Raw genomic sequence first — 16,372 nt, 5'->3', positions numbered from 1 at the left:
TGCGCTTATTTCGGGCCATCCTTGGGCCTCAAAATTTTTGGAAAGCTGCCTCCTACACCGCGTCGCTCCCGATACCTGCAGGCTGGGCCAAACCCTAAAGCTCCTCCAACGCCGTAAGGGCATCCGAAAGCTTGGTCACCGGAATCACCTTCATCCCCTCGACGGGCTTGCGCGGCACATTGGCCTTGGGCACCAGGGCCCGGGTAAAGCCGTGCTTGGCCGCCTCGTAGATACGTTCCTGACCACTGGGCACCGGGCGAATTTCGCCGGATAGCCCGACTTCGCCGAAAATCACCAGGTCCTGGGGCAGGGCCCGGTTGCGGAACGAGGACACCACCGCGGACAGCAATGCCAGGTCCGCACTGGTCTCGGCCACCTTCACGCCGCCCACCACATTCACGAACACGTCCTGATCGGCCACGTGCATGCCACCATGGCGATGCAGCACGGCCAGCAGCATGGCCAGACGATTCTGGTCCAGCCCGACGGCAACCCGCCTCGGGTAACTGCCCTGGGCCATGTCCACCAGTGCCTGGATTTCCACCAGTATGGGCCGGGTGCCTTCCCAGACCACCATCACCACACTACCGGGTGCTGCGTCCTCACCCCGGTTGAGAAATATGGCGCTGGGGTTCTTCACTTCCTTCAGTCCCTGCTCGAGCATGGCGAACACGCCCAGCTCATTGACCGCACCGAACCGGTTCTTGATGCCGCGAAGCGTGCGATAGCGGGTATCGCTGGAGCCTTCGAGCAGGATGGAGCAGTCAATCATATGTTCCAGCACCTTCGGCCCGGCGAGGCTGCCGTCCTTGGTGACATGCCCGACCAGCAGCAGAATGGTGCCGGTCTGCTTGGCGAAGCGGGTCAGGTAGGCGGCGCTTTCCCGCACCTGGGAGACCGAGCCCGGGGCGGACTCAATGTCCGCCATATGCATGACCTGGATACTGTCGACCACCAGGATCCGGGGCTTTTCCGTCTCGGCCACCTGCATGATGCGCTCAACGCTGGTTTCCGACAGCATCTTGAGGTCGGCCGTCGGCAGATCCAGGCGTTTGGCGCGCATGGCCACCTGCTGCAGGGATTCCTCACCGGTGACGTAGAGCGCCGAAGTTTGCGAGGCGAGCTGGCACACCGCCTGAAGCAGCAGGGTACTTTTGCCGGCGCCAGGGTGGCCGCCCATCAGGACTGCCGAGCCTTCCACCAGACCGCCGCCCAGCACTCGGTCGAACTCCTTCATGCCGGTGCTGATACGGGGCTGTTCCGCCAGGCTTACATCATCCAGGCTTTTGACCTCGGACAGGCTGCCGGCGTACCCCTCAAAGCGGGCACTGCGGGCGCCCTTGCCAGGCGTTGCCACGCCCCGGACCTCGCTGATGGTATTCCAGGCCTGGCAGGCGGTGCACTGGCCCTGCCACTTGGAATAGTCGGCGCCACATTCGGTACAGACAAAGGCGGTTTTGGCTTTGGCCATGGTCAGGGTTCCGTTTTGCCGGGGAGAAGGGAGGGAGAGGGCCGGCTGGGAGCAGCCGGCCTGGGCGGCCGATCAGGCCAGTTTCTTGTACTTCATGCGTTTGGGCTGCATGGCGGAATCGCCCTTGCGCTTCTTGAAGTCTTCATCGTACTCGCTGAAGTTGCCCTCGAAGTACACCACTTCGCCGTCATCCTCAAAGGCGAGGATGTGAGTGGCAACACGGTCCAGGAACCAGCGGTCGTGCGAGATCACCAGAGCGGAACCCGGGAAGTTCAGCAGGGCTTCTTCCAGGGCGCGCAGGGTTTCCACGTCCAAGTCGTTGGTGGGTTCGTCCAGCAGCAGCACGTTGCCACCCTGTTTCAGCAGCTTGGCCAGGTGCAGGCGGTTGCGCTCACCACCGGACAGGTCGCCAACCCGTTTCTGCTGGTCGCTGCCCTTGAAGTTGAAACGGCCCACGTAGGCCCGTGATGGGGTCTCGTAGTTGCCGACCTTGATGATGTCCTGGCCGTCGGAAAGCTCTTCCCAGACGGTTTTGTCGCCGTCCAGGTCGCGCATCTGGTCGACGTAGGCCAGTTCCACGGTCTCGCCCACGACAATCTCGCCGGAGTCCGGCTTGTCGTAGCCGCCGATCATCTTGAACAGGGTGGACTTACCGGCCCCGTTACCACCGATGATGCCGACGATGGCGCCGGGCGGCACACTGAACGAGACATCTTCATACAGCAGGCGATCATCGAAGGACTTGCTGATGCCCTCAACCTCGATCACCTTGTTACCCAGGCGAGGTCCGGGCGGAATGTAGAGTTCGTTGGTCTCGTTGCGTTTCTGGAATTCCTGGGAGCTCATCTCCTCGAAGCGGGCCAGGCGGGCCTTGCTCTTGGACTGACGGCCCTTGGCATTGGAGCGCACCCACTCCAGTTCCTGCTTGACCGCCTTCTGGTGGGAAGCCTCCTGCTTGGCCTCCATTTCCAGGCGTTTCTCCTTGTTCTCCAGCCACTGGCTGTAGTTGCCTTCGAACGGAATACCGTGGCCACGGTCCAGCTCCAGAATCCAGCCCGCCACGTTATCGAGGAAGTAGCGGTCGTGGGTGATGGCGACGACGGTGCCGTCGTAGTCGTGCAGGAAGCGCTCCAGCCAGGCCACGGATTCGGCGTCCAGGTGGTTGGTGGGCTCATCCAGCAGCAGCATGTCCGGACCGGACAGCAGCAGGCGGCACAGGGCCACACGGCGGCGTTCACCACCGGAGAGCACCTTCACCTTCTGGTCCCAGGGTGGCAGGCGCAGGGCGTCGGCCGCCACTTCCATCTTGCGTTCGATGTCGTGGCCGTCGGTGGCCTGGATGATGGCTTCCAGCTCGCCCTGTTTCTTGGCCAGTTCGTCAAAGTCGGCATCCGGCTCGGCGTAGGCGGCGTAAACCTGGTCCAGTTCGGCCAGGGCGTTGTGAACGTGGGAAACCGCTTCGTCGACGATTTCCTTGACGGTTTTCTCTTCGTCCAGTTCCGGTTCCTGGGGCAGGTAGCCCACATTGATGCCGGGCTGCGGCCGGGCCTCACCAATGTAGTCCTGGTCCACGCCCGCCATGATCCGCAGCAGAGTGGATTTACCGGCGCCGTTGAGGCCGAGAACGCCGATCTTGGCGCCGGGGAAGAAGCTCAGGGAAATGTCCTTGAGGATTTCGCGCTTGGGCGGAACCACCTTGCCCACGCGATTCATGGTGTATACGTATTGGGCCATGTTGGCAGAATCCTTCGGTATTTGGGGAAAAACGGTCAGAGGCGTCGAACAGTTCCGGGGCGCCCGGAAGCTGTCTGAGGCTCTCCACTGCCGGCGTGACGAATCACGGCGACCTGTTTGGCTGTTGACCGGGTAAGGTATCGAAACAGGGTGGGGATAGCAATCGGGTTGACCAGGGAGCGGGCGGCAATTGCCTCTGTTGCGAATAAAAATAATTATCATGTAGTATTGCGTGCCTGTTGTTGGCCGTTCTCCTGTAGAGCCGCCGCGCCCGTCTACATGGAGTGACCTTCCCGCATGTCGAAGTCTTTTGCCAAGCCAACCCTTGTTAGCAGTGCCATTTTTGCCTTTTCTCTGTCCGGGGCCGTGCCGGTCCATGCTCAGGTCTCTGATAGCCGTTCGGTTAATCGCGTGGTTGAGGTGCAGATACCCGCCGGCCCGCTAATGGAGTCCCTGAAAAGGGTCGAGAGCTTGTTTGGTGTGACCGTGCGGGTGCCGGAAACCCTGCCCGCCGGTCGCATGGCCCCTTTGGTGTCGGGCGGACTGACGGCCCGACAGGTTCTGGAGCGGCTTGTTCAGGGTAGTGAGTTGCATGTTGCCGACGTGGAAGGGCAGGGCTTTCGCCTGCTGCCTTCGGGCCCATCAGATGGCGATGTGGCAACGCTGGCTCCGGTGCTTGTGCTGGGTCGGTCCGCCGAGCCGGGTGTACAGCGGCTCGAATCGGAGGATGTCCGCAGTACCGTGCGTTCGGATCTTGCCGAGACGCTGAGTGTGATTCCTTCGGTCCGGGTGTCGGACTCGGCCAGTTCAAGCCTTCAGCAGAGCGATCTCAAGCCGGCGGAGTTTTCCATCCGCGGGGCCGCCCCCTACCAGAACAACATTATGCTGGATGGGGCCAGCATCGACAGTTTTCTGGATCCGGCTTACGGTCGCTCTGCCGGAAGCCAGGTGCCGAGTCGCACCCAGGTCGAAGGCCATTCCCAGGCGCTGTTTATCGACCCGGATTTCCTGTCGTCGGTTGAAGTGATCGACATCAATGCCTCGGCCCGGGAGGGCGGGTTTACCGGCGGGGTTGTGAAATCACAGACGCGCAGTTACGCCGGGGAAGACGAGTTCGAGATCAGTCATCGCCGGACCAGCGGCGACTGGACGGAGTTTCACGTCGACGAGGACCAGGAGGACGAGTTCGGGGCGGGGGCCGGTAACTACCCGACGGGGACGCCGGGGGAGTATCAGCCGGAGTTCAGGAAATCGGAAACTTCCCTGTCGGGCGCGACCCGTGTCGGCAATATCGGGGTGTTTGCAGGCTACAGTGAAAAGCGATCGCACACACGCCAGAAACAGTTTGCAGCGACCGATATCGATTATTTCCTGGAAACCGGTCTGATCTTCAAGGCTGAAGGCCCGAAGAGCCTGGATCACCATTCCCGCTTTTTCACCGTTCGGGCGGATGCGCTGGAGACCGCCTACGATCTGAGCGCCTCGCTGTCCTATAGCGACTACAGCGAAGACAGTTTTCTCATCAACTATCTGGGGTCAGACTTCCACCGGGACACTGAAGGCCTGAACCTGAGTGTCAATTACGGCCAGTATCTTGGCGAGACCCGCCTGGATGCCAATGTGAGTGCTGGTCGAAGCACCAATGAGCGGGAAACCCAGCGCGACTACCTATACAACTACACCGGCCGTAACTTCTACAGCGAGGGCGCGTTCATCGGCAACTACGGCAACCTGGCCAATACCCAGCATACCCTGGGTACCGACATTGAGCTGAGTACGCCATTAGGAGCCGCCTCATCGGTGGTGAATTATGGCCTGGAACTGAAATGGGCCCACTATGAGCAGCACCGGGATACACCCTACACCGAACGGACCTACCAGCCGCCCGCCTCGGCGATCGGCGTGTACGGGGTGCCCTATGAGGATCACCACCTGTACGAAGAGGTCATTTACCGTCAGGGAGACATCAGTTTCACCAACCTGAACGCGGCCCTGTTTGCCGAGCTGGAGGGGGACTACGGGCGCTTCTTCTGGCGTCCAGGGGTTCGGGTCGAGCGTGATGGCTGGCTGGGCAACACGAACATTGCGCCCCGACTGATGGCCGGCCTCCATCTCGATGACGCCGAGCGTTATGAGTTTCGGGCCGGTGCGAACCGCTACTACGGCAAGTCTTTTCTGACCTACCGCCTTCGCGAGAAAGAGCGGGATTTGAGGAGCAAACGTCAGCGCACGGCACCCTATGACCCGAGTGCCCCGTTCGTGGATGTAGCGCCAGAGGATGAATGGACTTACCGTCACCTGGATACCCCGTACGACGATGAACTGAGCGCCGGTGTCTACGGCCCTTTCCTTACCGGTCAGTTCGGGCTGCAGGCCGTGCTGCGTAAAGGGCATGATCAGATTCGCACGAAAACGGATCCGGATACCGACATCGACTGGTATGCCAATTCCGGTGCCAGCGAAACCCGGCAGGTGGACCTATACTGGCGTTCCCATGCCATGCGATGGGGCTACTCCTCCTGGCACGTCAATGCCTCGATGTCCTGGATGGACAAGGAGACCGATGCGGATTACGGGGACGATTCCGGAGGTTATCAGTCCGCGCTGGACCCGGATGAGGATGTGATCTTCAAGGGCTCCCGGATTGCGCGCAGGGAATTGCCGGCCGATGATTTCGCCACGCCGGTGACCGCCAATCTGGATGTTGTCACCGGGTTGTTTGACCACCGTATCACGATGGTGAACGGGCTGGCCTTTACCAACGGCTACCGTTATCTGGAGCGGACCGGGGAAGATCCGGCGACCGGGCTCGATGAGTACGAGATTGAGGACCAGGGCAGTACGATTCGCTGGGATCTGAGCGTTGAGGCCAACCTGCTGGGAGGCAAATCCTCCCCGTACCTGAAAGTGGATGTGATTAACGTCACCGACAATGACAACGTCATCAGTTCCGAATCCGGCATCCAGTTGTATGGCCTGGGCCGGCAGTACTGGCTGGAAATGGGCTATCGGTTCTGAGTGGCGTGATATGTCGGTGAGTGGAACGTCTGCAAGGGGCAAGCGCCGGGTGCGTGTCCTCATGGTGCTGCTTGCCTCCTCGGCCACCGCCGCCTCGGACGAGGGACTGGTTGAGACGTACCGTTCAGGTCAGGCGTCATGGCCGCCCGCGATGGTGGATGATGGGGTAGCGTATGACCCCCTGGCGCCGCTCCCGGATGAGATACCGTTTCCGGAGGATAATCCCTACACCGAGGCCAGGAAGGTGCTGGGCAAACAGCTCTTCTTTGACCGCCGACTGTCCCGCTCCCGCCAGATCGCCTGTGCCTCCTGCCATGACCCGGACCTGGGATGGGCGGATGGGCGCAAACAGTCCATCGGCCACAACCGGCTGGAGGGGGACATGAACGCTCCGACGGTTGTGAATGCCGCCTATCTGGAGGAAATCTTCTGGGACGGCCGGGTTGCCAGCCTGGAGGCGCAGGTCGTTGCCAGCTGGACCAATCCCCGCGAGATGGCGGCGGAGCTACCCGCGGCGGTTGGGCGAATTCAGGCCATCGCGGGTTATCAGCCTCTGTTTACCGAGGCGTTTGGTGACCAGGCGGTGACGGCGGACCGGATTGCGGCTGCAATCGCTACCTTCGTGCGCACCCTGCGGTTGGCCAACACGGACTTCGACCGCTTCATGCGGGGGGATTCAGGGGCGCTGACCGATCAGCAGATCCGGGGGCTGCATCTGTTTCGGACCCGGGCACGTTGTATTAACTGTCATCACGGCCCTCAGTTAAGCGACGGCAACTATCACCATCTGGGTACGTCTTTCCATAACGTCGGCAACTTTCAGGGGCGCTACCGGGTGACCGGCGAGGCTGCCGATGTTGGAGCCTTCCGCACGCCCAGCCTGCGTGGGGCCCTGTCCACGACACCGTTCACTCACAGCGGTATGGTTGAGGATGTGGACATGCTGATGGCGCTTTACAATATGGGCTGGTGGCAGAATGCCGAACTGGAGGACAAGGGCAACGACATCCCCACCGCCCAACTGTCACCGCTGATCCAGCCGCTGGATCTGGACGAACAGGACATTGAGGCGCTTAAGGCCTTTCTCGAGTCGCTGGACGGACACATGCCCTATATGGACCCGCCCGAAGAGCTTGAATAGCCATTCGTTCTGGCGCCAGGTTCCGGCCATGAAGAACAGGCGTGCCGGTATCTGCGGACGTCATAAAGGATGATTTTTAACCCGCTTTCGGGATAGAATGGCTGCCCAATTTTTCAGGGGTCCGGCCTGCCTGCGAGCACTCCGGGCCAGCCACTCAGACAGGGGCAGCACTTCCATGTTTAATCGTGATATGAAAATCGCCGGCTACGACGATGAACTCTGGACGGCAATGGAGGCGGAGCGCAACCGCCAGGAAGTCCATATCGAACTGATTGCTTCCGAGAACTACACCAGCCCACGGGTGATGGAAGCCCAGGGCAGCGTGCTGACCAACAAGTACGCGGAAGGCTATCCCGGCAAGCGCTACTACGGCGGTTGCGAATTTGTCGACAAGGCGGAAGAGCTGGCCATCGACCGCGCCAAGGAGCTGTTCGGGGCGGCCTACGCCAACGTCCAGCCGCATTCCGGTTCCCAGGCCAACTCTGCCGTCTTCATGGCGCTGCTCAAGCCGGGCGATACGGTACTGGGCATGAGCCTGGCCCACGGTGGCCACCTGACTCACGGTGCGACCGTGAACTTCTCCGGCAAGATCTACAACGCCGTCCAGTACGGAATCAATACCGAGACCGGCCTGATCGACTACGATGAAGTCGAGGCGCTGGCGGTTGAGCACAAGCCCAAGATGATCATTGCCGGCTTCTCTGCCTATTCCCAGCAACTGGATTTTGCCCGCTTCCGTGAGATCGCCGACAAGGTGGGTGCTTACCTGTTTGTGGATATGGCCCATGTTGCTGGTCTGGTCGCCGCTGGCGTTTACCCGGACCCGGTCCCGCACGCTCATGTGGTGGCAACCACCACCCACAAGACCCTGCGCGGCCCCCGTGGCGGCCTGATCCTGGCCTGTGACGACGCCGACCTGCAGAAGAAACTGAACTCCGCCGTTTTCCCGGGTGGCCAGGGTGGCCCGCTGATGCACGTGATCGCGGCCAAGGCGGTGTGTTTCAAGGAAGCCATGAGCGACGAGTTCAGGGCCTACCAGCAGCAGGTGGTCAAAAACGCTGCGGCCATGGCCGAGGTGTTCATCGAGCGTGGATACGATGTGGTGTCCGGTGGCACCAAGAACCACCTGTTCCTGGTCAGCCTGATCAAACAGGATATCACCGGTAAGGATGCGGATGCGGCTCTGGGCCGGGCCCACATCACCGTGAACAAGAATGCGGTACCGAACGACCCGCGTTCGCCGTTTGTGACCTCCGGTCTGCGCATTGGCACGCCGGCGGTGACAACCCGCGGGTTCGGCGAAGCCGAGTGCCGTGACCTGGCAGGCTGGATGTGTGACATTCTGGACAACCTTGACGACGAAGCCGTGATCAAGCGTGTTCAGGAACAGGTCGAAGCCGTTTGCAACCGGTTCCCGGTCTACGGCTGATCCCTGTTTAATTCTGCAGCCGGCAGGATCAACCCTGCCGGCTGTCCTTTCCGGAGCATCTCTTATGCATTGTCCTTTCTGTGGTGAAGCGGATACCAAGGTGATTGATTCACGCCTGGTGGCCGAAGGCGACCAGGTGCGTCGCCGCAGGGAGTGTCTCTCCTGCCATGAGCGGTTTACCACCTTTGAAAGCGCGGAACTGGTCATGCCCCGTGTGGTGAAGGAGGACGGGACCCGTCAGCCGTTTGATGAAGACAAGCTGCGGGCCGGCATGATGAAAGCACTGGAGAAGCGCCCGGTCAGCATTGAGCGTATCGATGCGGCCCTCAACCACATCCGCTACCGCCTGCGGGCCACCGGAGAACGCGAGATCCAGTCGCGTCAGCTGGGCGAAGAGGTCATGACCGAACTCAAGCAACTGGACAAGGTGGCCTATGTCCGTTTTGCCTCGGTTTACCGGAGCTTCCAGGACATCAATGAGTTCAAGGAAGAAATCGAGCGACTGTCCCAGGGCAACGGCGAGACCGCTGTGGATGTTGCCCGGGTTCTGGCTGATGGCAATCCGGACAAGAGCGATTCATGATTCTCGACCGTGAAAGGGCAATGATGGCCCGGGCCATCCAGTTGGCATGGCGGGGGCGTTACTCCACCCACCCCAATCCCCGGGTTGGCTGCGTGATTGCGCGAGGCGACCGGATCGTTGGGGAAGGCTGGCATGAGCGTGCCGGCGAAGCCCATGCCGAGGTTCAGGCGCTCAGTCAGGCCGGCCACGATGCCCGTGGCGCCACGGTCTATGTGACCCTGGAACCCTGCAGTCACTATGGCCGTACGCCGCCCTGCGCCAAGGCGCTGATTGATGCCGGTGTGGCCCAGGTCTTTGTGGGAACGCTGGACCCCAATCCGGCGGTGGCCGGGCGGGGCCTTGAGATGCTCCGGGAAGTGGGCATCAAGGTCTCGGAAGGGCTGATGGCTGACGAAGCGGCACGACTGAATCCCGGCTTCATGAAACGCATGACCCGTGGCCGGCCCTGGGTGCGCCTGAAAATGGCGGCAAGTCTGGACGGACGAACATCCATGGCCTCCGGCGAAAGCCAGTGGATCACCGGTGCGGCGGCCCGGGGTGATGTACAGAGACTGCGGGCCATGAGCGATGCCATCCTGACCGGGGTGGGCACCGTGCTCGCCGACGATCCGTCCCTGACGGTCAGGCGGGATGAAATGGGGGACATCGGTGACGCCACGGATCCTTCCCGGCAGCCGCTTCGGGTGATTGCCGACCGGGATGCCCGTACGCCGCCCACCTCGAGAATCCTGCAGGGCGGGAATGTGCATATATTCTGTGCCAGCTCCGCGTTGTCATCGGGCCAGGCCCAGGATCTGGCGGCCCTGGGGATCAGCCTGACCGGTGTCGCCTGGCGTGATAACGGCGTGGATGTGCCCGAGCTTCTGGATGCCCTTGGGGAACTGGGGATCAACGAACTGCTGGTTGAAGCCGGGCCCACCCTGGCCGGGACCTTCGTGCGCGAAAACCTGGTGGATGAACTCTGGCTCTACCAGGCGCCAGTGTTCCTGGGAAGTACCGGACGACCGACCGCACATCTGGCCCTGGAAACCATGGCCGACAAAATTCAGTGGCGGGTCCAGGACCGTCGCCAGGTAGGCGATGACCAGCGCCTGATTCTGGTTCCGCGTTAACCATTCAATCCACTTCACCGGGTCTTTGGCGCCGGTGAAGCCGACAGGATGCATATAGCTATGGCATTAAACTCTATTGAAGAGATTATCGAAGACATCCGTCAGGGCAAGATGGTCATTCTGATGGATGACGAGGATCGTGAAAACGAAGGCGATCTCGTCATGGCTGCCGAGTACTGCACGCCCGAGGCCATCAATTTCATGGCACGTTTCGCCTGTGGCCTGATCTGTATGCCCATGACCCGGGAACGCTGTGAGCAACTGGACCTGCCCCTGATGGTGCAGCAGAACGCGTCCGGTTTCGGCACCAAGTTCACCCTCTCCATTGAAGCGGCCGAAGGGGTGACCACCGGCATTTCCGCGGCCGACCGTGCCCGCACCGTGCAGGCTGCGGTAGCACTCAATGCCAAGCCCTCGGATATCGTCCAGCCGGGGCATATCTTCCCGCTGATGTCGGATCCGGGCGGGGTTCTGAGCCGGGCGGGCCACACTGAGGCCTCCTGTGACCTGGCGCAGTTGGCGGGTTGTGAACCGGCCGGCGTGATCTGCGAGGTGATGAACGACGATGGCTCCATGGCCCGTCGCGAGGATCTTGAGAAGTTCGCCGAGCACCATGGCCTGAAGATCGGTACCATTGCCGACCTGATCCACTACCGCACCATGAACGAGAAAACCGTCGAGTGCGTAGAGGAGAACGAGCTGGATACGGAGTACGGCGTATTCAGGTTGCGTACCTATCGTGACAACATTCAGGGCGCTACCCACCTGGCCATGATCATGGGCGATATCCGTCCGGAGGAACCGGCATACGTCCGTGTTCACATCACCGACACCCTGAGGGATCTGCTGGGTGCACGGCGCAAGGATTCCCGGAGCTGGCCGCTGCACCATGCCCTCGAGAAGGTGGCTGAGGAAGGTCAGGGTGTGGTTGTGCTGCTCAACAGCGCCGAGGACAGCTACAACCTGGAAGACCGGATTCATGAATTCTTTGACCAGGGGCAGCACTCCTCGGGCAAAGGCGGGTCCGGCGTGTATTTCACCGTAGGTACCGGTTCCCAGATTCTCCGGGACATCGGCGTGGGTAAAATGCGGTTGCTGAGCCCGCCGGTCAAATTCTCCGCCATTTCCGGGTTTGCCCTGGAAGTGGTGGAATATGTGCCCTATACCGAAAACTGATAACCCGGTTGCCGGCCTGTGTGGGTCGTAACCACTGAAGGATAGTGTGATGGCAGATATCAAAGTAATTGAAGGTGATTTTACCCAGTGCAGCGGACGGTATGCGCTGGTGGTGGGCCGTTTTAACGGCTTTGTTGTTGAAAGTCTGGTCGAGGGGGCTGTGGACACGCTGATTCGTCATGGCATCTCCCGGGACGACATCACCATTGTGCGGGTGCCCGGAGCCTATGAAATGCCGCTGGCAGTTAAGCGCGTGGCTCAAACTGCCGACTACGACGCCATTATTGCCCTGGGGGCCGTGATCCGTGGCGGAACCCCGCATTTCGATTATGTGGCCGGAGAAGCGTCCAGCGGGCTCGGTGCCGTCAGCCTGGAGACCGACGTGCCGGTGACCTTTGGCGTGCTGACGGTGGACTCCATCGAGCAGGCTATTGAGCGCTCCGGTACCAAGGCCGGTAACAAGGGCGCGGAAGCCGCCGTTACCGCCCTGGAGATGGTCAGCCTGTTCAGGAAGTTGGGTGAGTGATGAGCGATACTGGCGAAAACACGCCCCAGGCGGGTAAAAGCGGTCAGCCGAAAGCCGGCGACCGCCGCAGGGCCAGGGCTCTGGCCATGCAGGGCCTGTATCACCGGCATTTCAGCAAGACGCCGGTTGCGGATATTGAGGCAGAGCTGATTGTCGATAACGACATGAGCAAGGTTGACCAGATGTACTTCCGGGATCTGCTTCGCGGCGTTCACCGTGAACAGGATGAGCTTGACCGCCTGCTAGAGCCTTACCTCGACCGGCCCCTGGCGGAGGTCGATCCCATTGAACTGGCCATCGTCCGGCTGGGTGCCTATGAACTGAAGCATCGTCTGGATGTGCCCTATCGGGTCGTGATCAATGAGGGCATCGAGATGGCCAAGCGCTTTGGCGGCACCGAGGGCCACAAGTTCGTGAACAGCATTCTCGACAAGCTCAGCCGTCGCGTTCGGCTGGCGGAAACCCGTCCGCGCTGAGACTGGCCCATGGGCGAATTTGAGCTGATCCGCCGGTTCTTTCAGCCGCTGTCAGTGATGGCCAGCCGGGAGCAGCTCATTCTCGGCCCCGGTGACGACTGTGCCATACAGCGGGTGCCGGCGGACCGGGACCTGGTGTTCTCTGTGGACACCCTTGTCGAAGGTGCCCACTTCCCCCATGACTACCCGGCTTTCAACCTGGGCTGGCGTTCGCTGGCGGTGGCTGCCAGTGACCTTGCTGCCATGGGGGCTTCTCCTGTCTGCTTTACCCTGGCATTGACGCTTCCCGCGGCGGATGAGCGCTGGTTGTCGGAAGTTGCCCGTGGGCTGGCCCGAGCCAGCGAAACCTTCCGCCTGAGCCTGGCCGGCGGGGATACCACCCGTGGCCCCCTGACTCTTTCCCTGCAGGTTCATGGAACTGTTCCGGCCGGTGGCGCGCTTCGCCGGTCCGGCGCGAGGGTGGGCGACAGGATCTGTGTGACCGGTCCGCTGGGCAATGCCGGGGCGGCACTGGATTTTCTGGGTGTCACCGAGCCGAGTCAGGCTCAGAAGGCCGTGCTGGCCAGTTATCATTTTCCCCGGCCACCCATTGAGCTGGCGCAGGCCCTGATCGGGGCAGCCTCGGCGGCGATCGATATCTCCGATGGGCTGCTTGCGGACCTGAATCATATACTCTCGGCTTCCGGCGTTGGCGCGAGCATTGACCCTGGCTGCATTCCACTGAGCAAGGCATTGGTGGAACTGACAGGCGACCGGGCCGTCGAACTGGCATTGTCTGCCGGGGATGATTACGAACTGTGCGTCTGTATCAATGATGAGGCGTTGATGAGTCTGCCGGAGGCTGTGCGCTCGCAATTGACAACCATCGGCCGGGTAGAGGCCGGGTCAGGGCTGAGGCTTGAAGGGGGGCGCTCGTTGTCCGGGGCGTCAGGGTATGATCATTTCGGGAGGTCAGTTTGACAGACGAACACGGGGAGCATGAACCGGAAGCCCCGCAGGCTATACTACCACCGGGGTTTCTTCGTCATCCGGTCCATTTGCTGGCGTTTGGCTTTGGTAGTGGCGCTGCCCCCCGTGCGCCCGGTACCTGGGGCAGCCTTGTGGCGATCCCGATCTGGTACCTGTTTGCCTGGCTACCCCTGCCGTTTTACTGGCTGGTTGTGTTTTTCGCCTGTGTCATCGGTATCTGGCTCTGTGGCAAGACCGCCCGTGACCTGAAGGTGCATGACCATGGCGGTATCGTCTGGGATGAGTTTGCCGGCATGTGGATTGCCCTGGGCCTGATGCCCGAGGACATATACGGCGTGCTGATGGCGTTCATGCTGTTCCGGCTGTTTGATGTGGTCAAACCCTGGCCTATCAGCTGGCTGGATGAGCACCTGCCGGGCGGGCTGGGTATCATGGTGGACGACATCCTGGCTGGGGGCATGGCGCTGGTCAGCCTCTGGGCCATCGACGCCTGGCTGATGCCCTATCTGGTGTGATTCGTTCTCACCCGAGACGCCGGCGTTAAGGGCTGCTCAGTGATACTCTTCAGGAAGTAACCGAACTACATGCAGGAAGCGTTTCAGACCGATTTCCGCCCGCTCTCTTGAGGCAAAAGGACCACTGTCGAAACCCTCTCGGGTGGTAAAGTACCAGTTGCTGCCGACACAGAAGAAACGACTGCTGCGGAAGGGCACCGGCCCATCTTCTCCAGATCTGCGCTGAGTATCCATGACATCTCCTGGGCGCATATCTTCTGTGTTTTTGGGCGCCGGGTGAATCAAGCCGAGTCCTTTCTGTTCAAGTTAATCCAAGATGGGGCAAAAGCAACCTGATTCGGCGCAAATTTGATTAAATTTTGTTCTTTGCGGACCTGGGCAGGTCTTGAAATCCATGAAATAGCCTTGCCCTCCGCGGTGGCTATGGTCAGAATGCTCGCTGGTGCCAGCCAGACCGTGGGCCCTGAGGCTTGGCAGATGAGAATACAGTCCGGTAATTAAGGAGTTAGGCGAATATGAGTCGTGTTTCAGTAATTTTGAGGTTGGCCTTGCTGGTGCTTGCAAGTGCTTACATTGCCGGTTGCGCATCGTCTGCCGCCCAGCTCAATGCCTGGGATGGTAATCCTCAGGGATCTGCCAACCCTGCAGTACTGGAGGCGCCTGGCTCTATTCAGGTCAAGAGTATTAACGGCATGAGTATGCAGACTTACCTGCTGGAAGACCTGGCTCTGGATTATGGTATTTTGCCGGGTGATGCCGAAGTGATCTTCACCTACAAGTCAATCTGGGCCAACCCCAGAGTTACCGATAACGACGAATCCAGCGTGTCTGTCGTTGAAACCGAGCCCCAGGTGGTGCGTTTCAACGCCCGTGCCGGAGCGACCTACCGTTTCGAGTTTGATAAACCGGACAACCGTCGTGAAGCCGAGCGGATGAAAGACGACTTTGCCGTTACCGTGGTGTCGTCCAATGGTAGTGAAGTGGCTTCTTCCAGTGAGTGGGATGGCCGGTCCATGTTTGACCAGTCGGCCACCTCTACGGCGGGCACTGCCGGTGGCAATCGCACAGTGCTACCCCAGGGCAATACACTGGAACAGCTCAAGGGACTTTGGGAGCAGGCGAATCAGGAAGAGAAGCGTACCTTCCTGCGTTGGGCCTTCGAATAACACCTCTTCCCGGGGACGGGTAAGTCTCAGCTGATGACCCGCGCTATGCGTGTCATCGGCCCCGTTCCATGGCTGTCATCGGGGATTCCGTTCCAGCCAGCTCCGAATGCTGGTGTCGTTCTCCAGGCGCTGCCAGAACCACATCAGAGCCTTGCCCCGATCCTCACTGTGCCTTGCCAGATGAATGCCAACCGGGGCCTTGGGCTCCTGCACCTCTTTGAGTACCAGTGAACCGCGTTGAAGTGGCTGGCGGATTCTGGGCACTGGCAGCCAGCCTACGCCGAGCCCCGCTTCCTGCACTTCAATCTTCTGGTCAATATTACTGACCGTCAGTGTGCGCTGCCGCCGGAAGATGCCCGAATTGCCCGGAGGCAAAGAGCGGGAGGTGTCGGCCGCGACGGCCGCCGGGTAACTGGCGATATCCGATTCGGTGAGGGGCTCGCTGGCGCTGGCCAGTGGATGGTCCGGGGCGACGGCAAAAGCAAACTCGATTTCCCCCAGAGGGGCTGTGGTGAAGCTGGCTGCGGGTTTGCTGAGCTGGTCCGCGCCAATGATCAGATCCACCCGCCGGCTTTGCAGGGCATCCCAGGTGCCGGCAAAGACTTCCTCGATAATCTGGACATCTACCGGGACGCCCAGTTGCTGGAATTCATTGACCGCCGGGAACAGCAGATTGGCCGGCATCAGTGAGTTGAAGCCGATGCGCAACCGCGTTTCCCAGCCTTCAGCGACCTGGCGGGTACTGTGGGCCAGATTCTCCGCGGCTTCCAGCAGGGATCGGCCTTCCTCCAGCAGGTATCGGCCCGCTGGTGTCAGCACGGCCTTGTGGCCACTTCGGTCATAAATATTGACGTTCAGATCCTCTTCCAGCTTCTGCACGGTATAGCTGATGGCGGAGGGAACCCGGAACAGTTCTGACGCGGCGCCCGCAAAGCTGCCTTTGCGGTCGATGGCGTCGAGCACCTTGAGTGCGTCGATCGTAATGTCTGTATGCATGTTCGAATAATCTGAATGTGTTTGCCAGAAACGCTTGTTATCAGCCTATCAGGAGAGGCG

Annotated in this window: 15 protein-coding genes; 11 read left to right on the top strand and 4 right to left on the bottom strand. The window is 60.7% G+C overall.

Annotated elements, in window-relative coordinates; translation table 11 throughout:
- Positions 1–94: 94 nt before the first annotated feature.
- Together radA and ettA are read right to left on the bottom strand one after the other, a co-directional pair.
- Positions 95–1,471: a DNA repair protein RadA gene (gene radA, locus HNR38_RS13380; protein ID WP_183705113.1), complete on the bottom strand. Its 1,377-nt coding sequence runs from the start codon at positions 1,469–1,471 to the stop codon at positions 95–97.
- Positions 1,472–1,543: 72 nt separating this feature from the next.
- Positions 1,544–3,205 carry an energy-dependent translational throttle protein EttA gene (gene ettA / locus HNR38_RS13375; protein ID WP_183705110.1) on the bottom strand — a complete coding sequence of 554 codons (1,662 nt, stop codon included), beginning with the start codon at positions 3,203–3,205 and terminating at the stop codon, positions 1,544–1,546.
- A 297-nt stretch (positions 3,206–3,502) separates the two neighbouring features.
- On the opposite strand from ettA, the gene HNR38_RS13370 reads away from it, so the two are divergent.
- The 10 genes from HNR38_RS13370 to HNR38_RS13325 all read left to right on the top strand — a co-directional run bounded on the left by HNR38_RS13370 (position 3,503) and on the right by HNR38_RS13325 (position 14,150).
- Positions 3,503–6,223 carry a TonB-dependent receptor plug domain-containing protein gene (locus tag HNR38_RS13370; RefSeq protein WP_183705108.1) on the top strand — a complete coding sequence of 907 codons (2,721 nt, stop codon included), beginning with the start codon at positions 3,503–3,505 and terminating at the stop codon, positions 6,221–6,223.
- Between the two features lie 10 nt (positions 6,224–6,233).
- Positions 6,234–7,364 carry a cytochrome-c peroxidase gene (locus tag HNR38_RS13365; RefSeq protein ID WP_221275820.1) on the top strand — a complete coding sequence of 377 codons (1,131 nt, stop codon included), beginning with the start codon at positions 6,234–6,236 and terminating at the stop codon, positions 7,362–7,364.
- A gap of 175 nt (positions 7,365–7,539) precedes the next feature.
- A complete protein-coding gene (gene glyA / locus HNR38_RS13360; protein WP_183705104.1) occupies positions 7,540–8,793 on the top strand; it encodes a serine hydroxymethyltransferase in 1,254 nt (417 codons plus the stop codon).
- 64 nt (positions 8,794–8,857) lie between these two features.
- The gene (gene nrdR / locus HNR38_RS13355; RefSeq protein ID WP_183705102.1) at positions 8,858–9,376 is read left to right on the top strand and encodes a transcriptional regulator NrdR; all 519 of its coding nucleotides are present in this window, start codon (positions 8,858–8,860) and stop codon (positions 9,374–9,376) included.
- Positions 9,373–10,488: a bifunctional diaminohydroxyphosphoribosylaminopyrimidine deaminase/5-amino-6-(5-phosphoribosylamino)uracil reductase RibD gene (gene ribD, locus HNR38_RS13350; RefSeq protein ID WP_183705093.1), complete on the top strand. Its 1,116-nt coding sequence runs from the start codon at positions 9,373–9,375 to the stop codon at positions 10,486–10,488. The genes nrdR and ribD overlap by 4 nt, the downstream gene beginning before the upstream one ends.
- Before the next feature lie 60 nt (positions 10,489–10,548).
- Entirely contained in the window at positions 10,549–11,664 is a 1,116-nt protein-coding gene (ribBA, locus tag HNR38_RS13345) for a bifunctional 3,4-dihydroxy-2-butanone-4-phosphate synthase/GTP cyclohydrolase II (RefSeq protein ID WP_183705091.1), read from the top strand.
- Positions 11,665–11,713: 49 nt separating this feature from the next.
- Positions 11,714–12,190: a 6,7-dimethyl-8-ribityllumazine synthase gene (gene ribH, locus HNR38_RS13340; RefSeq protein WP_183705089.1), complete on the top strand. Its 477-nt coding sequence runs from the start codon at positions 11,714–11,716 to the stop codon at positions 12,188–12,190.
- Positions 12,190–12,666 (top strand): transcription antitermination factor NusB, encoded by a 477-nt coding sequence (gene nusB / locus HNR38_RS13335; protein ID WP_183705087.1) that lies wholly within the window; start codon positions 12,190–12,192, stop codon positions 12,664–12,666. The genes ribH and nusB overlap by 1 nt, the downstream gene beginning before the upstream one ends.
- Before the next feature lie 9 nt (positions 12,667–12,675).
- Positions 12,676–13,626, top strand: a complete 951-nt coding sequence (thiL, locus tag HNR38_RS13330) for a thiamine-phosphate kinase (protein WP_183705085.1) — start codon at positions 12,676–12,678, stop codon at positions 13,624–13,626.
- Positions 13,623–14,150 (top strand): phosphatidylglycerophosphatase A family protein, encoded by a 528-nt coding sequence (locus HNR38_RS13325; protein WP_183705083.1) that lies wholly within the window; start codon positions 13,623–13,625, stop codon positions 14,148–14,150. The genes thiL and HNR38_RS13325 overlap by 4 nt, the downstream gene beginning before the upstream one ends.
- A gap of 36 nt (positions 14,151–14,186) precedes the next feature.
- On the opposite strand, the gene HNR38_RS13320 is transcribed toward HNR38_RS13325, so the two are convergent.
- A complete protein-coding gene (locus HNR38_RS13320; RefSeq protein ID WP_183705081.1) occupies positions 14,187–14,384 on the bottom strand; it encodes a DUF6316 family protein in 198 nt (65 codons plus the stop codon).
- A 281-nt stretch (positions 14,385–14,665) separates the two neighbouring features.
- Here HNR38_RS13320 and HNR38_RS13315 point away from each other — a divergent pair, with 281 nt between their 5' ends.
- Complete coding sequence (locus HNR38_RS13315; RefSeq protein ID WP_183705079.1) at positions 14,666–15,316, top strand: DUF2057 family protein; 651 nt, start codon at positions 14,666–14,668, stop codon at positions 15,314–15,316.
- A gap of 75 nt (positions 15,317–15,391) precedes the next feature.
- On the opposite strand, the gene HNR38_RS13310 is transcribed toward HNR38_RS13315, so the two are convergent.
- A complete protein-coding gene (locus HNR38_RS13310) occupies positions 15,392–16,312 on the bottom strand; it encodes a LysR family transcriptional regulator (protein ID WP_183705077.1) in 921 nt (306 codons plus the stop codon).
- Positions 16,313–16,372 lie beyond the last annotated feature (60 nt).

The sequence above is a fragment of the Marinobacter oulmenensis genome (genome assembly GCF_014201735.1).
Lineage (GTDB): Bacteria > Pseudomonadota > Gammaproteobacteria > Pseudomonadales > Oleiphilaceae > Marinobacter > Marinobacter oulmenensis.
Note: the sequence above shows the minus strand (reverse complement) of the source record. Positions and strands in the feature narration are given on the sequence as shown.